An 18,393-nucleotide genomic window follows, 5' to 3' on the forward strand; every position below is an offset into this window, starting at 1 on the left:
TTTTTATCTCTATTATACATGCATTCAAAAAAAAATAGCTATCGGTATGAAGGAAACAAAAGAAAAAGCCAACTATTTACGAATATACTGCAAACAGTTGGCTTTCGCTTTTTAATGCGTTTGTTGTGAAATGTCTGAGAGCGCTTCTCCTGCACGTTCATTTGCATAGCGAAACGTTGATAAATCACCTAGCGATACAATCCCTACTAGCTTTTGATTTTCCACAACGGGAAGACGACGGATTTGATGTTGAGCCATAAGCTTAGAAGCTTCTTCTACAGAGGCTTCCGCTGTAATAGTTATAAGCTCTTCACTCATAACATCCGTTACTTTACTTGAATTTGGCTTCTTTTCTGCAATGCCTTTTATAACTAAGTCTCGATCTGTAATCATTCCTACTAGCTGATCTCTATCGACAATTGGAATTGCTCCTACATTCCATTCCTTCATTTTCACTGCTACTTCATATACGTTATCAAGCGTGGTGCATGTTTCCGTATCAGCTGTCATTACCTCTTGTACAGTTTTCATTGTTTTATCCTCCTTTACATCGTGTGTTCGTTTTATAGTGTGACCAACTTTTCAGTAAACTTTCGTATTTAAAACGTTTAAATAAAAATAGATAACGTTTACATTTTTCCTTATTAGATATTGCAAGTTTTATCCATTCGGCTTATGATTTAATTGGGGTATATCTGTTTTGGGAGGGAGTTCATATGAAATTTGAATATGCAAAATTTGATTCATTAAAGGTTGATTTAGATTTATTAGATGAGATTATGCATCAATTTGGTCTGGTCCGCGCCGGACAATGGGATTATGAACGCGTCACGTACGATCGAAAATTCGAGTTTCAGCGAGATACCTTCTATTTGCGAGTACAAGGACATGCTATTTCAGGCGACGTAGGGGGCAGGCATGCTGTTATTCATCTTATGACACCTCTACTAGGCAAACATTATTATCCTCACGGTGTAGAATATGGAGACGGCGAATACTTTCCGCCATCCCTTGTAGAACAGTGTGAAAAGATATTAACACAAATCAAATCAAAGCTTGAAACCGTTCAGCTATAGAATTAGAAAAAGCGCAGTAATCACACTGCGCTTTTTTTAATTCAAAGGAGGAGTAGACGGAAATTCCTTTGGTTTTATATCTTGAGGCTCAGTAAAATCGGGCATGTACGTATCTTTCTCTCGTTCTTTTCGAGCCCACTGAAAAAAAATAAAGCCTAAAACCGTTCCATACACAATTTCTTGAATGATCTTCATAATAACGCCCCCTAGCTGCTGATCTTCCACGGGTGGCAGCGTATTAAACATCTCGGGAGCAAGCTGCCCTAAACTTGCAATCATAGAAGGCGGTACACAAAGGGAAAGAGCTTGTACCCAAGCGCTTGAGTCTGTATACGTCGCATATAAAGAATGATTTGCAAAAATAATCAGCGCGCATGCTGGAGTAAGGAGTACGCCATCTGCAAAAATGTATCCAAGTTTTTTTAAAGAACTTAGCGTTTGTTCTTCTTCTAGCTGATTAACGAGTGGCCACCACATGCAAAATGCAGCGATAAATAATACAACACTCACGATTCCGTGGAGCATCATATTCGTTTTAATAAAATCAAAAAGCAGCGGAATATGATACAAAGAGAATAACCCATTAAATAATAGCAGAGCAATTAAAGGCTTTGTAAAGAATTTAAAAACATGTTTAACCCCTTTTACATAAATAACAGAACGAGCTAGCCACGGCGGAATTCCTAAAATAAAAAGCGGAGGAATCACCAAGTAAACGATGGCCATTTGCGTCATGTGAGCACTAAACATAAAATGCCCTAGTAAATCTACGGGTCCTCCTTTACATATATATAAAAGAACCATGCTAATAATAAAATACGCTTTTGTTTTTCTGTTTACGGCCTCCGCTCCCATAAAATTCCCTCTCCATCTACCAACGATGAAAAAATATAAGACGGTCACCAGACAAATAGTTAGAAAATAATAAGGACTCCAAAGTGCTTCAAAACCAAACATCCGCAAATTGTTAATCAACGTCTATTCCTCCTTCTACAGATGATGAAAAGGACTGGCGCATGCCAGCCCTTTTCTTTACCACCAAATAATGGTTACAAAAGCTAAAATGGTTAAAAGAGCTACCAATACGCCTGAATACAAGAAAAATGCTGGTATGGTATGTCCTTTGTGGTTCATATGCATGAAATAATAAAGTTGAAAGATGACTTGAACAACTGCCAAGAGCACAATCACCGGCATAATGTACCATCCGCTAAACTCTTGATAAACCGCAAAAAAAGCAATTAGTGTTAAAAACAGCATCATCGCAAAAGAGACAACTTGCATTTTCATATCTTCTGCATTTCTTTTTTTGCGATACTCTAAATTGAGCCTTGGGTTATCTGAGTTTGATTGATTTGTCGTCATCAGCTTATCCCACCATTCCCATTAAATATACAACCGTGAAAATAAAGACCCACACAACATCGATAAAGTGCCAGTATAAACTTGCTACATAATATTTTGGGGCGTTATATAAGTTTAACCCCCGCTTCGCATTTCGAATCATTAAAGAACCAATCCAAAGCAACCCAAACGTTACGTGAGCTCCGTGAGTTCCAACTAGCGCATAGAAAGAAGAACCGAATGCGCTGCTTGTGAACGTATGCCCTTCATGAACATAATGCCTGAACTCATAAATTTCTAATCCTAAGAAAGCTAAACCTAAAAGCCACGTAACGCCTAACCATAGCTGCATCTTTTTAAATTCAAAATTTTTCATATGATACATAGCATATACGCTTGTTAGTGAACTTGTTAATAAAATCATCGTGGCTGCAAAAACAAGCTTAATATCAAACAATTCTTCCGGCTTAGGTCCTGACATCGTTGAGTTGCGCAAAGCTAAATAAGTAGCAAAAAGTGAAGCAAACAAAACCGTCTCTCCGCCTAAAAAGAGCCAAAAGCCAGTAAATTTATTTTTCCCTTCGAGCGTTGCTTTTTCAGGCGAAGCAGGGAAAGTTTCAGCAGTTAGCTTTTGTTCAGTCTCCATTACATCTTCGCCTCCTTGTCATCATCAACTAAGTCTTCTTTATGAATATGAAAGCCGTGATCATCAATCCATGAACGGAAGAACATCGATAAAAACATGACGATCATTCCGGTAATCCCTACAATATCTCCCCACGCATGGTCATTTCGATACAAAAATCCAATCCCTGCAATAAACATTCCAAGCGAGATCATAAATGGAATAAACGACGAGTTTGGCATATGAATATCACCAAGAGGTTCGGCTGGCGTCATTTCTTTATTTCCTGCCATTTTTTCAATCCAATATGCATCTAAACCGCGTACAAGCGGCGTTTGTTTAAAGTTATACTCTGGAGGCGGAGATGAAATAGCCCATTCTAATGTACGTCCGTCTCCCCAAGGGTCTCCTCCTACCTTTTGTCCTTTGGCAGTTGTTTTTATAATATTAAACAGTAAAATGAGCGTAGCAACCGCCATGAAAGCAGCTCCTGATGAACTGATTGCATTCCCAAGGTCGAGACCTTGATTAGGCAAGAACGTCCATACGCGGCGAGGCATCCCCATTAGACCTAAGAAATGCTGAATAAAGAACGTTAAGTGGAAACCAATCAAAAAGAGCCAGAACGTTGCTTTGCTTAACTTTTCATCTAACATCTTCCCAAACATTTTTGGCCACCAGTATGTGACACCCGCTAATATAGCGTATACGACACCGCCTACGATAACGTAATGGAAGTGGGCAACGATAAAATAAGAATCTTGAAATTGATAATCTGCAGGTGCTACAGCTGCCATAACTCCTGTTACTCCCCCGATAACAAATGATGGAATAAAGGCGACAGCATACAGCATTGGAGACGTAAACTCAATACTTCCTCCCCAAAGCGTAAACAGCCAGTTGAAAATTTTAATTCCAGTTGGAACGGCGATAGCCATCGTAGCGACAGCAAAAATGGCATTTGCAATCGGACCAAGTCCGGTTGTAAACATGTGGTGAGCCCACACCATGAACCCTAAAAATCCGATTAATACGGTAGCAAAAACCATCGACGAGTACCCGAATAATCTCTTTCTTGAAAAAGTAGGTAAAATTTCAGAGAAGACACCAAACGCTGGAAGAATTAAAATATATACTTCCGGATGACCGAATATCCAGAAAAGATGTTCCCAGATAATGGTGTTTCCACCCATTGTGGCGTCAAAAAAGTTTCCACCGAATAAGCGGTCAAAAATCATTAAAAACAATCCAACCGTTAGTGCTGGAAACGCAAACAAAATAAGAGCTGATGCAACAAACGTCGTCCACGTAAACAGCGGCATACGCATATAAGTCATACCTGGCGCCCTCATGTTAATGATTGTCACGAGAAAGTTGATACCTGAAATCAATGTCCCGGCTCCCGAAATCTGCAAACCTATCGCATAAAAATCAATTCCGTGACCAGGTGATGCAATAGACAGCGAAGCATATGATGTCCAACCTGCATCAGGTGCTCCTCCTAAAAACCAGCTTAGATTTAAAAAGAGTCCCCCAAAGGCAAACAGCCAAAAACCTAACAAGTTTAAAAATGGAAATGCTACATCTCGAGCTCCAATTTGCAGCGGAACAACTGCATTCATCATGGCAAAAAGAAGCGGCATTGCGGCTAAGAAAATCATCGTTGTTCCATGCATTGTTAAAATTTCATTATACGTTCCTGCACTGACAAAGTCATTGCTTGGTATAGCCAGCTGAATACGTATAAATAGCGCTTCCACTCCTCCGACTAGAAAAAAGATACCGCCGGCAATTAAATAAAGAATGGCAATTTTCTTATGGTCAACGGTTGTCATAAAGTCCCAAATTGTTCCACCTACACCCTTCTTTTGACTGAGTGTACTCATCGCTAAACCTCCCCTTTTAAAAACGACTGGACGTTTATTTTTCTTTTAAACTCATTAAATAGTCTGCTAGCTCATTCACTTGTTCATCTGTTAAGTCAGGATATGTACCACTCATCTTATTACCCGGCTTAACTTTTTCAGGGTCTTTTAACCATTTTTTGATATTTTCCTTGTTGTGAGGAAGCACCCCAGCTACACGCTCACGTTCAGAAAAACCGGCTAAGTTTGGTGCTTGACGAGCTTGCTCTGGACGATTGTCTTTGACGTCAACAGCATGACATCCGATACAGCTTTCATTAAAGACCTTTTGACCAGCTTTTGCGGATGCTGTTTCTACATCAGGCTTTGCCTTTTTCAAATCTTTTGCCCACGTATCAAATTCACCGCTTGATACAGCCCGTACTTTAAAGTCCATAAGAGAATGAGATGGACCGCAAAGCTCAGCACATTTTCCGTAGAATACCCCATTAGCTTCCTTCGATTTTTTAGAATCAAACACTAGCCAGAATTTATTATCATTTTCTGTGTTAGCATCGAGCTTTCCTCCAACTGAAGGAATCCAGAATGAGTGCTTGACGTCAGAAGCTTTAATGTTAAAGTAGACTTTTTTATCCGTTGGCACAACTAGATCTTGCGATGTAATAATTTTTTGATTAGGATACTCAAATTCCCACCAGTACAAGTTAGCGCGCACATTTACTACGACAGCATCTTTGTCCTTCATTCCTTTTACATCCGCTAGCTTAAATGTTGAGATGACCGTTGGAACAGTCAAAATAATCAGCAGCAAGATAGGAATCACTGTCCATATAATTTCTAACTTTCTGCTCCCCTCTACTTGCTTTGGAATCACATTTTCTTCGCCTTTGCGACGACGAAAGCGCAGAATAACAAATATAAAGATAATGGTGACAACAATAATAACTAAAACCATGATGGCTGTACTAAGCAGCATAAGCGAATATTGTTCTTCAGCTACCTCACCTGCAGGCTTAAGTGTTGACAAAAACGGTTTTCCACAGGCCGATAACACGAATGCAAGCAGCGTAAATAACGACAAAACACGAAAGTTCAATCGCCATTTTTTCATACCATTCCCCAACCTCTCTTTCATTGACGTGATTTCATCTATGCCCTCTTGAGCATAAAACTTATTCCTTCTATAATGAATTCTACATGTAGAAGAAATCCCCCTTGTGCAGTGTCGCATTCAGTGAAAGATTTTATCTAGGCAAAAAGCGTTGCGACAATCATTGAGACAAATAAAATAGTTAAATAGTTTAGTGAGTAGACAAACATCATGCTAGCCCACTTTGTGTCTTCTTGTTTATTGTATTGAGCAAATCCTAAAAATAGCCATCCTATGTTTAAAACAGTGGCCAAAATTAGAAATGGAGTGCCTAATTCGTATAAATAAAGAGGTAATGGCAACAAACAAGCAATCCAAACGAGAATCTGTCGTTTTGTAAGCTCAAAACCGTGTACAACAGGCAACATAGGGATTCCCGCTGCCCGGTATTCTTCACATCTTCGCATAGCAAGAGCTAGAAAATGAGGCGGCTGCCAAATAAACATGATTAAAAATAACACCCAAGCCACTACATGTAAATTGGGATCGATAGCGGCCCATCCAATTAAAGGCGGGACAGCGCCTGATATACTTCCGATTACTGTATTAATTGTGTATAGTCTTTTGGACCACATGGTGTAAAGAACTACATATGTAAGTATTCCTGCTAATCCAATGAGAGCGGCTACGGAAGAAACAACTAGTAGCATAAGCAAGCCGGTTAACGTAAAACCGATTCCAATCCCAAGGACCGTCAAAGGTGTAAAACTTCCTGTCACTGTAGGTCGTCCCTTTGTTCGTTCCATTAGAGGGTCAATGTCACGATCTATGTAATTGTTCAAACTGCATGAACCGGCGATGATAAGTGAAGAACCTATTAAAGTAAAAAATGCTTTATCCAGGTTTTCTAAGAAGTGTTGTTCGTTGAAGAAAAGAGCTAGCCAAAAACCAGTAAAGGTGGTGATGAAATTTGAATTGACTATTCCAATTTTAATCGCAGCTAAAAAATCTGACCAAATGGAGCTATTTTCGCTTACATGAGCTGTGTTAGGCGATGCAGAAAGCGTTGAATCTTCCACCATTTTTGAATCTTCCATGGCGCGTCCTCCTTTACTCATCCACAGACTTTTATCTAGTAAATAAAGAGTCTATAAATGAAGGCGTTTTCAACATATTTTTACAAAAATCTCCTCTTTGTTCACAAAGAAGTCATATTCCTCTCACCAAAGCTACTTAAAAGCTTCACATGTAAACGATAAAATAGTAGAGAAATATCTATTTCTCATGTTTATTAAACCATATTTTGCCGCTACTTTGTGAAGAATTCATGAAAAAAATATGGATTTTTTTTGACATGAGCTAAATGCATGTCCCTGTCACTTGTTAAAAGATATTTGTGCAAGTAAAATAGTTTTCTGTACGGTACCTTTTACATATCTGCAGAGTCAAACTCATGAATAAACCTTACACTTTCTACCATTATAACAAATTCAATCAAGTTTATGGAGAATAAATGAAATTTATGTTTAATATACAAAAAGATTAGGATAAATTGTTTAGCTCGTTATATTACTTACTTTGCTTTTAGGATGGTGATTATTGTGCGACTTGGATTAAAATTTTTATCCGTTGTGACGAGCATGGCCATGTTACTTATTCTACTTGGCGGTGCCCTTGTCACGAAAACTGGTTCAGCAGACGGGTGCGGAGATTCTTGGCCTCTGTGTAATGGACAGCTCATTCCTGACCCTTTAACATTTGAAACCGTTGTTGAACTAAGCCACCGTTTAGTTTCTGGCGTGTCGGGCTTTCTTGTGCTCGCTTTATGCGTATGGGCATGGATTTCACTAGGACATATAAAAGAAGTTAGACCTTTAGCATTTATCTCTTTTTTCTTCCTAGTACTGCAAGCATTAATTGGGGCTGCTGCCGTTATGTGGGGGCAATCAGATGCAGTTCTTGCTCTTCATTTTGGTATTTCCCTTATTTCGTTTGCTTCTGTGCTGCTGTTAACACTTATTATCTTTGAAGTGGATCAAAAGCTCGACGCAACTAATATACAGCTAGGCTCTAAAATGAAAAAACACATTTACGGGGTTATCTTGTACACATATGCTGTTGTGTACACGGGCGCGCTTGTTCGCCATAAAGAAGCTAGCTTGGCTTGTCCAGACGTTCCATTTTGTTCAAACGGAAACGGTTGGCTACCTGTTGATTTGAATCAGTGGATTCAAATGGGACATCGATTCGCTGCTGTTTTAACGTTTGTATGGATTTTAGTTGCCTTTATCCATGCAGTTAAATATTATCGCCATCAAAAAAATATTTTTTACGGATGGTTAACTGCTCTCATTCTAGTTATTTTTCAGGCGGTTTCCGGTATGCTTGTTGTTGTCACACGTTTGCAGCTAGAGCTCGCGCTTGCTCATTCTTTAATTATCTCTTTCCTATTCGGTGTATTAAGCTACTTAACCTTACTTGCAACGCGTCATACACATAATTGATCAAAAAAGGTACGAGCTCAGAGCTCGTACCTTTTTTAATTAGCTTTCTAATTCAATTAACAGATCTCCCGGCTGGATGCCATCTCCACTCGACACGTGTACTTGTTTAATCACGCCGTCAAATGGTGCTTGCACGGTTGTTTCCATTTTCATTGCTTCTGTGATCATTAAGTGATCACCTTTTGAGACTTTATCGCCTTTTTCTACTACTACTCGAATAACGGTTCCAGGCATTGAAGCGCCGATGTGGGCCGGATTTCCTTGGTCGGCTTTTTGTTTTGCCGTAACGGTTGTTTTGACACTTTCGTCTTTAATCACGACTTCACGAGGCTGACCGTTCAATTCAAAGTATACCGCTCGCGTACCGTCTGCCTGCGGTTCTCCAATGGATACAAGGCGGACAATTAAGGTTTTTCCTTTTTCAATCTCAATTTCAACCTCTTCTCCTAAACGCATGCCGTATAGGAAAGTCGGTGTATCAAGAACAGAAATGTCCCCGTATTGTTCGACTGCTTTGTGGTAATCCATAAATACTTTTGGATACAGCGCATAAGCAATGGCATCAAAACTCGTTACTTGACGATTTAAGTCTTTAAACAGCTTTTCTTTCACTGCATCGAAGTCCACATCTTCTAACAATTCTCCAGGACGAACTGTAATAGGTTTTCTGCCTTTTAGAATGATGCGCTGAAGCTCTTTAGGGAATCCCCCGTGAGGCTGCCCTAAATACCCTTCAAACAATTCAATAACTGAATCCGGGAAGTCAAGCGTTTCACCGCGCTCAAACAGCGTTTCTTCTGTCAAGTTGTTTTGAACCATAAACAATGCCATATCTCCAACTACTTTTGATGATGGCGTAACTTTTACAATATCACCAAATAACAAATTCACGCGTGAATACATATCTTTTACTTCATCCCAGCGGTTTCCTAAACCAACTGCTTTTGCTTGTTGCTGTAAGTTGCTATATTGACCCCCTGGCATTTCATGCTCGTACACTTCCGTATGAGGAGCGTTCATGCCGCTTTCGAAGTCTTGGTAATATTTTCGCACGTCTTCCCAATAGTAAGAAAGCTGTTCTAGATTTTTAATATCCAGATTTGGTCTGCGGTCCGCACCTTCTAATGCGTAATAAAGAGAGTTAGCACTTGGCTGAGACGTTAAGCCTGCCATTGAGCTTACGGCTACGTCTACAATGTCTACACCTGCTTCAATTGCTTTTGCATACGTGTATACACCGTTTCCGCTTGTATCATGCGTATGAAGGTGGATTGGAATATCAACCGTTTCTTTTAGAGCCGATACTAAATCATAAGCTGCCTGTGGTTTTAAAAGACCCGCCATATCTTTAATGCCCAGGATATGTGCTCCAGACTGCTCAAGCTCTTTTGCTAAGTTCTTGTAGTAATCCAAATCATACTTACGGCGCGTCGGATCTAAAATATCACCTGTATAACACATCGCTGCTTCTGCAATCTTTCCTGTTTGACGAACGGAGTCAATTGCAAGAGTCATTCCTTGCACCCAGTTTAAGCTGTCAAAGATACGGAAAACATCAATACCTGCATAAGCTGATTTTTCAACAAATTCTTTAATTACATTATCAGGATAGTTTTTATATCCAACCGCATTTGACGCGCGAAGAAGCATTTGGAAAAGAACGTTTGGCGCTTGTTGACGTAAAGTAAGCAAGCGATCCCACGGATCTTCTTTTAAGAATCGATAAGCGACATCAAACGTTGCTCCCCCCCACATTTCCATAGAAAATAAATCTGGAAGCAAGCGTGCAGTTGGGTTAGCTACTTGTTTTAAGTCGTTTGTACGGATACGCGTTGCTAAAAGAGACTGATGGCCATCACGGAAGGTTGTATCCGTTAATAGCACTTCCTTGCGTTCTTTCACCCAATTTACTAAACCTTCTGCACCTTTTTCATCTAAAATCTGCTTTGTTCCGTTTTGAATTGGTTTGCTTATATCCACACTAGGAACGCGCGGTTTCGTAAAGATCGGCTTTTTCTTTTCCGATACACCTGGGAATCCGTTTACCGTAACATTCCCAATGTATGTAAGCATTTTAGTTCCGCGGTCTTTTCGCTTCGGGAAAACAAAAAGTTCAGGCGTTGTGTCAATAAATGATGTATCATAAGCACCTGTTAAGAACTTATCATGCTTCACTACATTTTCAAGAAACGGAATATTTGTTTTAATTCCACGAATACGAAATTCTTTTAAGTTCCGTACCATTTTTGATGCGGCTTGATCGAATGTTAATGCCCATGTTGTTACTTTTACTAACAGTGAATCATAATAAGGCGTAATTACAGCACCTTGGAAGCTGTTTCCCGTATCTAAACGTACGCCAAAACCGCCACCAGAACGATAAGCCATAATCTTACCCGTATCCGGCATAAAATTGTTTAACGGATCTTCTGTCGTTACACGAGATTGAATCGCATATCCATGTACGTGAATTTGATCTTGTGCAGGAATGGACACTTCCTTGCTGTGAAGCGCGTAACCGTCTGCAATTAAAATTTGCGATTGAACGATATCAATACCTGTAATCATTTCAGTAATTGTGTGCTCTACTTGAACACGTGGATTTACTTCAATAAAATAAAAATCGTTTCCTGATACTAAAAATTCTACTGTACCAGCATTTATGTACTGCACTTTTTCCATCAGCTGCACAGCTGCTTCACAAATGCGGAGACGTAAGCCTTCATCTATAGAAACACTTGGTGCTACTTCTACTACTTTTTGGTGACGACGCTGCACAGAACAGTCGCGTTCATAAAGATGCACAACATTTCCTTGTTCATCACCTAAAATTTGCACTTCAATATGTTTTGGATTTTCAACTAATTTCTCGACATACACTTCATCATTACCAAAAGCCGCTTTTGCTTCTGATTTGGCACGGTCATAAGATTCATTCAGGCTGTCTGCATCGCGAACGATACGCATGCCTCGACCGCCTCCGCCTAAAGCCGCTTTGATCATTAGAGGATATCCATGCTGATTAGCAAATTCTTTTGCTTCGTCAATTGAATCAATAGGACCATCCGTACCAGGAATAACGGGAATATCTGCTTGAATAGCCTGATGACGTGCTTTTACTTTATCGCCAAACATATCAAGATGCTTGGATTTTGGGCCAATAAAAATAATGCCTTCTTCTTCGCAACGTTTCGCAAATTGGATATTTTCTGACAAAAAACCATAGCCAGGGTGAATAGCATCTACATCATGAGACTTAGCAATGTCGATGATGCCTTCTATATCTAAATAAGCATCAATCGGTTTTTTCTCCGCTCCTACTAAATAGGCTTCATCCGCTTTGTAACGGTGATAAGAGCCTGCATCTTCCTTAGAATAAATCGCAACAGTCCGAATATTCAGTTCAGTACATGCTCGAAATACACGAATTGCAATTTCTCCTCGGTTTGCTACTAATACTTTTTTGATTTTTTTAGTTACAAAACTCATGTTGCTAATCTCCTCTCAATTTCGTATAAACTTCAATATATAGCAAAATTAGATAAAAGAAAAGCAAAAATCAATGGAAAATGATAAAATCCCAATAAATTTTTGCTTTTTTTACACATTTTTTTCACGAAAATCAATCGCTTGTTGTTGATGTATTGTTCGGATGTAGCACAATATTTTCCGTATTTTTCTGTTTTTTATTTTGATAATTTACGAAAAACGAAATATTTACAATAATTCCCATAGATACCATCAGCGTTAGCAGCGAAGACCCTCCGTAACTGATAAACGGAAGCGTGACGCCGGTAATCGGAATGAGTCCCGTAAGCCCTCCAAGGTTAATGCCTGTCTGAATACCTATCATACTGGCTACTCCAATACAAATCATGCTAGCAAACGGATCCTGAGATTTTTTAGCCAACATTAAAATCCTGAAAATTAAGAAGCCTAAAAGGCCCAGCACGAGCATAACTCCAAAGAACCCTAATTCTTCTGCAATAATAGCCATAATGAAATCGGTATGGGGCTCCGGAAGATAACCATACTTTTGTACACTTTCTCCTAAACCAAGGCCTTTTAAGCCTCCTGTACCTATTGCTAAATATGAATTAACCAGCTGATAACCGGTTCCTTGAGCATTGGCAAACGGATCTGATGCACCGGTAAAACGGCCAATTCGATTGGTAGTAAACTGCCCTGTAAAAAAACCAATCGTAATAATTACCGTAAGTAAAATGATACCTAGTGCTAGCATGCGGAAAAAGGTTTTTTTAGAGATTCCCGAACATAGCATAATGGTAACGGCAATAGCAAAAATAATTGATCCCGTTCCAAGGTCAGGCTGAATCGCTACAAAGCCTAATATTAGAAATACAAGACCCATAGGTCCAAAAAAAGCTTTTTTGATGTTGTCAATATACTCTTGCCTTTTAGACAAAACATACGATAAGTATAAAATGACAACAAGCTTGGCATACTCAGCCGGCTGCATGTTTGCCCCGCCAAGCTGCAGCCAACTTTGCGCATTGTTACTCGTATGCCCCATTACAAACACAAGCAAAAGCAGTACAAAAATGCCCAGAATCGCATAAGGCAGTATTTTAGGATACAGCTTGTAAGGTGTTAGCATTGTTAAAATGAACAATACAAGCGTAAAAGCAAGCCACATTTTTTGTCTGTTGTAAAAGAAATCACTTGACGTATGATATCTTGTAATACTTACAATCATACTTGAACTGTAAACCATAACTAGTCCAACCGCACAAAGAAGCAGCACTGGAATTACAATTGAATAGTCAAAATGCCTAAATATTTTTTTTACCATAACCCTCTTCCTTTAAAAATGACGTGTTTCTGTTTCGTTTCATCTTTTATGTACAAATTTAAGTAAATTAGGAAATTCCAACCACCTGTAATAAAAAACTCAAACTACGTTTGTATATAGTTTGAGTTTCGATCGCGTGATTTTTATTTTTTTGTAAACGCTTCATGCAGTGCAGAAAGTTCACGCTCGAGGCGGTCTAGCAATGTTTTTCCAACACGTTCATCAATTAAACCAAGACGAACTGCAAAATCAATTTCTCTTGATAAACCAAACATTTGTGTATCTAAAACCTCTTCATAAAGAGGACATTGTGGCATTGTTAAGTTATCCATTTGAACTTGAATTAATTGCAAAATCTTATCTGCATCAGCTTTTAACAACGCATACGCTTTTTCACGATGATCTATCATTGTCTCAGGCGTCAAACTCAATCCCTCCGTTCGCGAGCGATTACCTAATCTATCTCTTAATTTTAAAGGCTATGCTCCAAAAAAGCAAGGATAAACATGTCCGTGAGGCTGGCCGTCTTTTTTATACTGTTACTTTCTCAAAACCGTTACCATAGATGTAGGAAATTTCGCACTTTCGTTGACCTTTACATTATATCATACGAGAATCACTCTCAACTAAATTTTTTCATCAAAGTGACAAATAAGTAGAAAGCGCTTATACTTTTAGCAAGGGGGCATTTATGATGAATTCAATTATTATGTTAAAAGGAAAAGTAAAATATACGCTGACACTCGACCCAAGCGTGTGGATTTTCGATGACCGCAAGCTCGATATGGACGTTTTCTTTGAACATCCACCGGAGCAAAAAGACGAGACAGAAGCGTACACAAAGGCTGTTTCGAAGCATTGGGACCGTGAAATTCAAGAGGGAGCCGTCTTTCCTCCTACGTTAAAAACCGAAAAAAAATTCAAAAAACAGGAGCTAGTAAATGGAACATTTGGTATTTTATTTGCACCTTTTCTAGCAAACGCTTCACCTACTGAAGAAGCTACCAACGTTTCATTTAAAACAAAAGACGCGCTGATTTCTTTTTCATTAGAAGAAGCTCAAAAACTAATCTTTGGTTTCAGCCAAGATGGAAAGCCTCTTAGAGAAGATGGGCCTATCTATGTCTATTTACCTGACGGATCTAACCGAAATAACCCTATTAAATATGTGGAAGAAATCATCGTTACATAATAAAAGAAGCGGGGTTCCAAAAGGAACCCCGCTTCTTTTAAAGAATATCAGCTGCTAATTGTGCTAGCCCGGAGCGCTCTCCTTTGATTAACCGAACGTGGCCCGATACTTTTTGCTCTTTAAACTTTTCAACTACGTACGTTAATCCGTTGTTATACTCATCTAAATAAGGATGATCAATTTGAGCCGGATCTCCCATAAGGACAATTTTACTCTTTTCCCCTACCCTTGTTAAAATTGTTTTAATTTCATGCTTCGTTAAATTTTGCGCTTCATCAATAATAATGAACTGTTCCGGAATGCTTCGGCCTCTTATATACGTCAAGGCTTCCACTTCTATTGAACTGAGCCCCGCTAGAATCGCATCCAGTTCTCCAGGCTTTTTAGTGTTGAATAAGTACTCTAGGTTATCATAAATTGGTTGCATCCATGGACGAAGCTTCTCCTGCTTTTCTCCTGGCAAGAATCCAATATCTTTCCCTAAAGGAACAATTGGACGAGCTACAAGTAGCTTTTTAAAACATCCTAGATCTTCCGTCTGCATAAGTCCTGAAGCTAAAGCAAGCAGCGTTTTACCCGTACCTGCCTTTCCAATTAACGTGACCAGTTGAACGTCGTCTCTAAGAAGAAGTTCTAAAGCCATAATTTGCTGAACATTTCGAGGTTTGATTCCCCAGATATGATCATATTCAAATAAAAGCTTTTTTACTTTCGTTGTTGTCTGATCGACAATGCCGATGGCTGATCCGGATCCCCCAAATGCATCTTTCATCACTAAGAATTGATTTGCAAAAAAGGAGTGGTTCGCAATTTGAGACGTTAGCAGCTCTCCTTTTTCGTAAAATTGACTCAGCAGTTCTTTTGCAATATAGACTTCCGAAAAGCCTGTATAAATACTATTGAATTCCACTACTCTATCACTTAAAAAATCTTCTGCTCTTAAGCCGATTGCGTCAGCCTTCACACGTACCAACACATCTTTACTCACTAGTATCACTTCACGTCCATCTTCTTTTGTTTCCTCTTCAAGAGATAGATTTTTAGCAACAGCTAAAATTCGATTATCATTTGTTTTTTCCACAAAGATTTCTTGAAGCTGTTGAAAAGAGCGATGATTGAGTTCAATTCGCAAATGGCCCCCATTTTCTAAAGGGATTTTCTCATATAACTTTCCATGTTGTCTCAAGTTATCAATAAGTTTGGATACCTGCCTTGCATTTCGTCCGACTTCATCCATATTTCTTTTTTTCGAATCAACTTCTTCTAGCACAACGGCCGGAATCACTACTTCGTTATCATCAAATGAAAAAATTGAATGCGGATCTTGTAATAAAACATTCGTATCTAATACATAAATTTTTCCCAATAATTCAGCCTCCTACTCCGATTGTTTTTCCTGTAAGGAGTGAAACAAGGCACCCATCCATTTATATACTATGTAACGCACATGTGTGAAGTGACCTTAAATGGACGGACCATTTTCTTTAAATATATGAACACGTGTATAAAGATAGAAGAACTATTAGAAACTAAATACAAATTACTACAAAAAATGAGTCATTCATAAGGAGGAGTCTCCCACATGAACAAATTTTTTCTATCCATTAGCTTATGTTTTATTACACTAACCGGCTGTAACAATAACCAAGCAGACGTTGAAGAAGGACAAAAAACAGATCGAATTGTACAGGTCAAAAATTCATCTCCTGAACGCTCTCACAAGCGTACTGCTAATGAAATATCAGCTCATTTAGTTGAACTGGCTTCAAGCGTTCCGAATGTAAATGATGCTACTGCCATTGTGCTTGGTAAGTATGCAATCGTAGGCATTGACGTCGGCAAAGATATTGATCGTTCAGAGGTAAGTTCAATCAAATATACAGTTGCCGAAGGTCTGAAAGCTGATCCGTACGGCGCAAATTCTGTTGTTATTGCAGATCCTGATACGGTCGCTCGGCTAAAACAAATTGGAAATGAAATTCGCAAAGGTCGGCCGGTTACAGGATTTTTAGATGAATTGGCAGCCATTGTAAACCGAGTGATGCCTGAATTTGCAGAAGAAATTCGCCGAAATCCTAGCTCAACAGATACAAACAATCAAAAATTAAATAATAAACAAGAGCAAAATTTAAAGAATGAGCAGGAAAAACAATCTAATAATCATCTTCAAAAAAATGAATAAGAAAGTCGCTTAGCGGCAGGCTGCTGCTAAGCTTTTTTTATCGCTTCAATTACTTGCTTATCGAGTTTAGCAGCTGCTACTGGATCATAGGTCTTTTCATATGAAGGGTTTACTGAAATCTTAGAACCATAGAACATGACATCCCTTACTTCATTAATATCTAGTTCAATTAGCGCCAGCTTTAAAGCTACTCCTTCTAACTTTTCTTGCGCTACCTCAGCTATTCCGCTGATTGAGTAGCATGATTCATTAGCAAGAATATTTACCACTGCTTTATTCGTATGTTTAATGTTTTCTACAATCCTCGATTTGACATCTACGGCAAATCGAATTTTTTGTTTAGTCGGAGCTACTAACCACGAAATGGCACTAACATTTGGACCGTTTGTTTCAAAATCAATAGTTGAAATGGTTGCAAATCTCTCTGTCTGTAGCTCATCGTATAATGCATCTACTAATTGAGTCTCGACTTCGTTGGCCATTTTCATCCCTCCTACTGTTTATGTACTTACTAGTTACTATCTTCGAGCTAACAAGCAAAATTACCTGCTTCTTTAGGAATGTTTTCCTATCGTTCCTTTTCTACTGAGAGATAGCACCGCAAAAAAACTTTATAAAACAAGAATTTTCGGCTAGAATGATGTATAGAGAAGTTGAGGTGATAGAAATGAGAGTACAATGTGTCATGTGCGATAAAATTGAAACAATTGAGGATGAAACGCTTGTGGCAAAACGACTGCGCAACCGTCCTATCCATACATATATGTGCAATGAATGTTCTGAACGGATTGAAAAACGAACAAAAGAACGCATAGCTACTGGTAACTTTAAACTATATGAGTCGAAAAAGACAGAGGAGGATTGGTAAGGTGCTCCGATTAGGAATAAGTATTGGCATGTTAAGCGGGATTATCCTTGGGTTATGTTTAAAATGGATAGAATGGCTAACCGGCAAACAAGTTTATACCCTTTTATTAAATGTTGATTTTATTCCTATCATTGGCCCTATTCAATGGCCTGAATGGGTAGAGTTTGTTTTTCATTTACTCATTGCCGTTGCAATTGGGATCGTTTTTGTTTACATAGTAGGTAAATTAAATAATATGTCTATTCGAAAAATCGTATTGTGTTCCTTTTTATTAACACTTCCAACCATTCCTTTGTATTTTCCGTTGACGCTGCTTGCGCTTAAGCCTACGCCTGCGGTGGATGACGCAGTAGCGATTTTTTATTGGACAGCTGGCCATTTAATTTTCGCAGCCGCTCTTGTCTTCGGCTATATCATACTAAAAAGACGCTTGTAGCTACAAGCGTCTTTTTATGTAGTCTTTTATGAACCCAACGTGGAGTTTTGCTTTTTAGCCTGATACAGCCGTATTTTATAAATAATTAATACAAGCGCTGCAACCACAAGCCCTTCAGCTACAGGTAAAAAAATGCCTAAAAACGTTAAGATCGTACATCCAAAAGCTAAAAATAGATAAATAACCACAGATTTTAAAAGCGGCAGCTTCTTTGCAAACCCGAGTTTGTACACGAGAACAGATAGCCCTAAAATGGTAAAGTATAACAGCCACATTCCTATTTTTGCATGTTCATCTACTTGATACAGAGCAGCAAAAAATGAAAGGTGTTCTTTTACATCCATACTTCTTCCCCCTATTCCTTACTTTACATTATTCGATATAAGCCACCTTTTTCC

General features: G+C 38.8%; 19 protein-coding genes. 6 read left to right on the forward strand and 13 right to left on the reverse strand.

What is annotated here, in order from left to right:
• Window positions 1-111: 111 nt before the first annotated feature.
• A complete protein-coding gene (locus AC4NPH_RS08170; protein WP_013056085.1) occupies window positions 112-531 on the reverse strand; it encodes a CBS domain-containing protein in 420 nt (139 codons plus the stop codon).
• A gap of 185 nt (window positions 532-716) precedes the next feature.
• On the opposite strand from AC4NPH_RS08170, the gene AC4NPH_RS08175 reads away from it, so the two are divergent.
• Window positions 717-1,076: a YugN family protein gene (locus tag AC4NPH_RS08175; protein ID WP_097813227.1), complete on the forward strand. Its 360-nt coding sequence runs from the start codon at window positions 717-719 to the stop codon at window positions 1,074-1,076.
• Window positions 1,077-1,112: 36 nt separating this feature from the next.
• Here AC4NPH_RS08175 and ctaG read toward each other — a convergent pair whose 3' ends face one another.
• The 6 genes from ctaG to cyoE form a co-directional block, all read right to left on the reverse strand.
• Window positions 1,113-2,051: a cytochrome c oxidase assembly factor CtaG gene (gene ctaG, locus AC4NPH_RS08180; RefSeq protein WP_041816514.1), complete on the reverse strand. Its 939-nt coding sequence runs from the start codon at window positions 2,049-2,051 to the stop codon at window positions 1,113-1,115.
• Between the two features lie 57 nt (window positions 2,052-2,108).
• Complete coding sequence (gene ctaF / locus AC4NPH_RS08185; protein WP_013056082.1) at window positions 2,109-2,441, reverse strand: cytochrome c oxidase subunit IVB; 333 nt, start codon at window positions 2,439-2,441, stop codon at window positions 2,109-2,111.
• 4 nt (window positions 2,442-2,445) lie between these two features.
• Complete coding sequence (gene ctaE / locus AC4NPH_RS08190) at window positions 2,446-3,066, reverse strand: cytochrome c oxidase subunit III (RefSeq protein WP_013056081.1); 621 nt, start codon at window positions 3,064-3,066, stop codon at window positions 2,446-2,448.
• Entirely contained in the window at window positions 3,066-4,931 is a 1,866-nt protein-coding gene (gene ctaD, locus AC4NPH_RS08195) for a cytochrome c oxidase subunit I (protein ID WP_013056080.1), read from the reverse strand. Before ctaD ends, ctaE begins: the two co-directional genes overlap by 1 nt.
• Window positions 4,932-4,965: 34 nt before the next feature.
• The gene (coxB, locus tag AC4NPH_RS08200) at window positions 4,966-6,021 is read right to left on the reverse strand and encodes a cytochrome c oxidase subunit II (RefSeq protein WP_491938686.1); all 1,056 of its coding nucleotides are present in this window, start codon (window positions 6,019-6,021) and stop codon (window positions 4,966-4,968) included.
• A 137-nt stretch (window positions 6,022-6,158) separates the two neighbouring features.
• Complete coding sequence (gene cyoE / locus AC4NPH_RS08205; protein WP_013056078.1) at window positions 6,159-7,097, reverse strand: heme o synthase; 939 nt, start codon at window positions 7,095-7,097, stop codon at window positions 6,159-6,161.
• 504 nt (window positions 7,098-7,601) lie between these two features.
• Here cyoE and AC4NPH_RS08210 point away from each other — a divergent pair.
• The gene (locus AC4NPH_RS08210; protein ID WP_081252123.1) at window positions 7,602-8,504 is read left to right on the forward strand and encodes a COX15/CtaA family protein; all 903 of its coding nucleotides are present in this window, start codon (window positions 7,602-7,604) and stop codon (window positions 8,502-8,504) included.
• Window positions 8,505-8,543: 39 nt separating this feature from the next.
• Here the strand turns inward: AC4NPH_RS08210 and pyc are convergent, their stop codons facing one another.
• From pyc to AC4NPH_RS08225, 3 genes are all read right to left on the reverse strand, one after another.
• Entirely contained in the window at window positions 8,544-11,993 is a 3,450-nt protein-coding gene (gene pyc, locus AC4NPH_RS08215; protein ID WP_013056076.1) for a pyruvate carboxylase, read from the reverse strand.
• A 133-nt stretch (window positions 11,994-12,126) separates the two neighbouring features.
• On the reverse strand, window positions 12,127-13,317 hold the full coding sequence (locus AC4NPH_RS08220; RefSeq protein ID WP_013056075.1) for an FtsW/RodA/SpoVE family cell cycle protein: 1,191 nt from the start codon (window positions 13,315-13,317) through the stop codon (window positions 12,127-12,129).
• 143 nt (window positions 13,318-13,460) lie between these two features.
• Complete coding sequence (locus AC4NPH_RS08225) at window positions 13,461-13,727, reverse strand: Fpa/YlaN family protein (protein WP_370506486.1); 267 nt, start codon at window positions 13,725-13,727, stop codon at window positions 13,461-13,463.
• Window positions 13,728-14,008: 281 nt separating this feature from the next.
• On the opposite strand from AC4NPH_RS08225, the gene AC4NPH_RS08230 reads away from it, so the two are divergent.
• The gene (locus AC4NPH_RS08230; RefSeq protein WP_013056073.1) at window positions 14,009-14,509 is read left to right on the forward strand and encodes a hypothetical protein; all 501 of its coding nucleotides are present in this window, start codon (window positions 14,009-14,011) and stop codon (window positions 14,507-14,509) included.
• A 37-nt stretch (window positions 14,510-14,546) separates the two neighbouring features.
• Here AC4NPH_RS08230 and AC4NPH_RS08235 read toward each other — a convergent pair whose 3' ends face one another.
• Entirely contained in the window at window positions 14,547-15,875 is a 1,329-nt protein-coding gene (locus AC4NPH_RS08235; RefSeq protein ID WP_013056072.1) for a PhoH family protein, read from the reverse strand.
• Window positions 15,876-16,091: 216 nt separating this feature from the next.
• On the opposite strand from AC4NPH_RS08235, the gene AC4NPH_RS08240 reads away from it, so the two are divergent.
• Window positions 16,092-16,691 carry a YhcN/YlaJ family sporulation lipoprotein gene (locus tag AC4NPH_RS08240; RefSeq protein WP_013056071.1) on the forward strand — a complete coding sequence of 200 codons (600 nt, stop codon included), beginning with the start codon at window positions 16,092-16,094 and terminating at the stop codon, window positions 16,689-16,691.
• 26 nt (window positions 16,692-16,717) lie between these two features.
• On the opposite strand, the gene AC4NPH_RS08245 is transcribed toward AC4NPH_RS08240, so the two are convergent.
• The gene (locus AC4NPH_RS08245) at window positions 16,718-17,173 is read right to left on the reverse strand and encodes a pyridoxamine 5'-phosphate oxidase family protein (RefSeq protein WP_013056070.1); all 456 of its coding nucleotides are present in this window, start codon (window positions 17,171-17,173) and stop codon (window positions 16,718-16,720) included.
• Window positions 17,174-17,358: 185 nt separating this feature from the next.
• On the opposite strand from AC4NPH_RS08245, the gene AC4NPH_RS08250 reads away from it, so the two are divergent.
• On the forward strand, window positions 17,359-17,559 hold the full coding sequence (locus AC4NPH_RS08250; RefSeq protein ID WP_013056069.1) for a YlaI family protein: 201 nt from the start codon (window positions 17,359-17,361) through the stop codon (window positions 17,557-17,559).
• Window position 17,560: 1 nt separating this feature from the next.
• Window positions 17,561-17,995 carry a hypothetical protein gene (locus AC4NPH_RS08255; protein WP_013056068.1) on the forward strand — a complete coding sequence of 145 codons (435 nt, stop codon included), beginning with the start codon at window positions 17,561-17,563 and terminating at the stop codon, window positions 17,993-17,995.
• Between the two features lie 26 nt (window positions 17,996-18,021).
• Here AC4NPH_RS08255 and AC4NPH_RS08260 read toward each other — a convergent pair whose 3' ends face one another.
• Window positions 18,022-18,339 carry a YlaH-like family protein gene (locus tag AC4NPH_RS08260; protein ID WP_013056067.1) on the reverse strand — a complete coding sequence of 106 codons (318 nt, stop codon included), beginning with the start codon at window positions 18,337-18,339 and terminating at the stop codon, window positions 18,022-18,024.
• Window positions 18,340-18,393: the final 54 nt, after the last annotated feature.

This window comes from Priestia sp. MDV22-iso46, from assembly GCF_058629175.1.